We start from the raw sequence: 2,813 nt of genomic DNA, 5'->3' as shown, positions 1-2,813 counted from the left end.
CTAGCGACATTTGGACAGCCCCGAGTTGGTCATTCTCTGATCAGCTTCCTAGTGAAGTTTTTTGAGCATTCAATGTCCCAAAAACCGGTTTAGCAGGGAAGGGGGAAGGTTTTCTCTCTCTCCAAGGCAAGCCCCGGAGGGGCGCGTCAGGCCCAAGGGGCAAAGGTCGTGGGGAGCCGGTGGGCAGACTCCGGCACCGGGCAAAGCCCGGCTGTCCACACGCCAGTGTGGGCAGCGGAGTTGTCCACGGGCGGGCGCGGAAACTGCGCGGAATCGGACCTCCAACTGGTTTTGACTTTAGCGGGGACAAGGGGCGCAGCCCCATAGGTTTTCGAACGATTTTGCGCAGCAAAGTCTAGTGAGTACACTAACGGTTTTTCGTTAGTGGCCCACCGGAGGTCCGCCGATGCCCAATTTCGCCATCATGCGATGCAAAAAACTGGCAGGTATGGGCAGCGTCGCTGCCGCTCTCCAACACTGTTACCGGGACCGCGAAACCCCGAATGCAGACCAGGGGCGTACACCGGATAACGAGCACCTGGTCAACGCTTCCACCGACCAGGCCATGGGAGCATTGCGCGATCGGCTACCGGAAAAACGGCGAAAGGATGCAGTGCTGGCCGTCGAGTATGTGATGACGGCTAGTCCGGCTTGGTGGGCTCAGGCCGGAGGAATGAACGAGGCGAGGTTTGTCCGGCAGTCGATGGCGTGGTTGGGTGCCAAGTACGGGGTTGAAAACATTGTGGCGGCCACCGTCCATCGTGATGAACTGACCCCGCACATTTCCGCTTTCGTTGTGCCCATCACATCCGATGGCCGTCTTTCAGCCAAGGAGTTCATCGGCAACAAAGCAATGATGACCCAGGACCAGACACGATTTGCCCAGGCCGTCAGCGGATTGGGTCTCGAGCGCGGTATTGAAGGCAGCAAGGCCACCCACCAGCGCGTGCGGACCTTTTATGCCGATCTCGGGCGCGAAGCCATTACGCCGGCATTCACCGAGGACGAGCTCAAGCCTCAGAAGGTCAAGGGCGATACGTTGGTGCAAAAGGTCTTCGGTGCAGTTGAATCGGCCCATGGTGTCGTCGAGCGGCTCAATGAAAAAGTTAGCCATGGAGTTGCTCCAGCGCTGGCCAGTGCTGCCGCGGCTCGATTAGAGCGCCGTAGAGCCGATGAGATGCAAAAGACCGCTCTAGCCAAGGACAAGGAACTCAAGGCCGTTCAGGAGCGCGTAGAGCGTGTGGAAAGGCTATTCAAAGGACTGACAAAGACCCAGGCCGAGCAGGTCTACGCGATGTTGGTGGGTTTCAAGCAGGAGAACCAACGTGAAATTGACGACCGCGCTCAGCGAAATGCTCGAATCGAAGAACAAAGGCGATCCCAGACAACTGCGATACAACCCCAAAAAAATGATCGTGGGCGCGGTGGTCCTTCCCGATAACGCGAGCGTTGATCGCGCGCGGAATCTCTTATAATTAGCTTGGAATATAAGACATGCTAAGGCAGCCTAAAGCCTTATGCAGCAAGGCTCCGCATTACCAATGAATGGGGTTTAAATGAACTCTGGAACCATCGAGAATATTGTCCTGTGCGCTTTCCTGGTAGTGGGCTTGGGGTTCGGTTTTTGGTTCACCCAAATTTTGCCGAACACGGATCTGAACCCTACTCATTCTGATAGGGAAAATTCAGACTAGGCGACTATCCAGGTCCACTCAACGACCCCTAAAGTGATCACGCAGATGATCACAATCGTGCTCAAGTTTGAGCACCTAAACCATTTTTCTGCCCAGTAAGGCTTTAAGAAATGGTGCTCAAGCGGCCTTTTGCTGTCCGACAATGGGCTCTTCGAATAGGTCGCCTTGCTTCTCATCGCGGTACTTCACTAGTACGTTCATCCGGCGTGAGTAATCGCCCTTAAAGATGATTTGGGGGTTCAAACGCCATACGCTGCGGCGTGTTTCGGTAATGACGTTCGCTTCTTTTAAAGCCGCCATCAGACGGGCAATAGTTCGTCGACCAACGCCTGTTTCTTTCCCGATTTCCTCCCATGTCGCCCACACCTGATTTTGCGCGTCGGCCTTGGAAAGTAGCCACATAAGCACCCGCATCTTGGCGTTTCCTACTTCATCGACTAGCTCAAGAATCTCGTGCAACCAGATTTTATGGAATCCAGCATCTCCTATTGTCTTTGTCACAACCTGGGCATCAATGATTTCACCCGTGGCTGTGTCCACCAATCGCCGTTGCCCTTGAAATACTGTCGCCATGTCGTTTCCCTTTGCAGAAAGTGGACAGAAGTGTCCTCCTTTGGTGCCTTTATTGTGACACCTTTTCATGCCATTTTCAATGCACCGAAAGGTGTCAATTTTGGCACTGTTCGGTGCCAATTTTGGCACTGAGGTTCTATACCCAGTAAGGCTTTAGAGGTCCTTGCCTCTTGATCTATCTTGGACAGCTAGATCATCAAGCCTTAGCCCAAATATCCAGACCCCCGCACGCGGAGGTTAAACGACGCCTAGCGACATTTGGACAGCCCCGAGTTGGTCATTCTCTGATCAGCTTCCTAGTGAAGTTTTTTGAGCATTCAATGTCCCAAAAACCGGTTTAGCAGGGAAGGGGGAAGGTTTTCTCTCTCTCCAAGGCAAGCCCCGGAGGGGCGCGTCAGGCCCAAGGGGCAAAGGTCGTGGGGAGCCGGTGGGCAGACTCCGGCACCGGGCAAAGCCCGGCTGTCCACACGCCAGTGTGGGCAGCGGAGTTGTCCACGGGCGGGCGCGGAAACTGCGCGGAATCGGACCTCCAACTGGTTTTGACTT

Annotated in this window: 2 protein-coding genes; one reads left to right on the top strand and one right to left on the bottom strand. The window is 54.7% G+C overall.

Going from position 1 to position 2,813, the window contains the following annotated elements:
* Positions 1 to 406: 406 nt before the first annotated feature.
* On the top strand, positions 407 to 1,441 hold the full coding sequence (gene mobV / locus OVY01_RS22785; RefSeq protein WP_267849929.1) for a MobV family relaxase: 1,035 nt from the start codon (positions 407 to 409) through the stop codon (positions 1,439 to 1,441).
* Between the two features lie 370 nt (positions 1,442 to 1,811).
* On the opposite strand, the gene OVY01_RS22780 is transcribed toward mobV, so the two are convergent.
* Positions 1,812 to 2,267: a replication/maintenance protein RepL gene (locus tag OVY01_RS22780; RefSeq protein WP_267849928.1), complete on the bottom strand. Its 456-nt coding sequence runs from the start codon at positions 2,265 to 2,267 to the stop codon at positions 1,812 to 1,814.
* Between the last annotated feature and the right edge of the window lie 546 nt (positions 2,268 to 2,813).

This window comes from Robbsia betulipollinis (genome assembly GCF_026624755.1).
Classification (GTDB): Bacteria; Pseudomonadota; Gammaproteobacteria; order Burkholderiales; family Burkholderiaceae; genus Robbsia; species Robbsia betulipollinis.
The sequence above is the reverse complement of the archived record's forward strand: the minus strand, read 5'-3'. Positions and strand labels throughout refer to the sequence as shown.

Bases quoted from the DNA above. Each gene is read 5' to 3' on its own strand.
- OVY01_RS22780 (WP_267849928.1), bottom strand. From the start codon at position 2,267: ATGGCGACAGTATTTCAAGGGCAACGGCGATTGGTGGACACAGCCACG.
- mobV (WP_267849929.1), top strand. From the start codon at position 407: ATGCCCAATTTCGCCATCATGCGATGCAAAAAACTGGCAGGTATGGGC.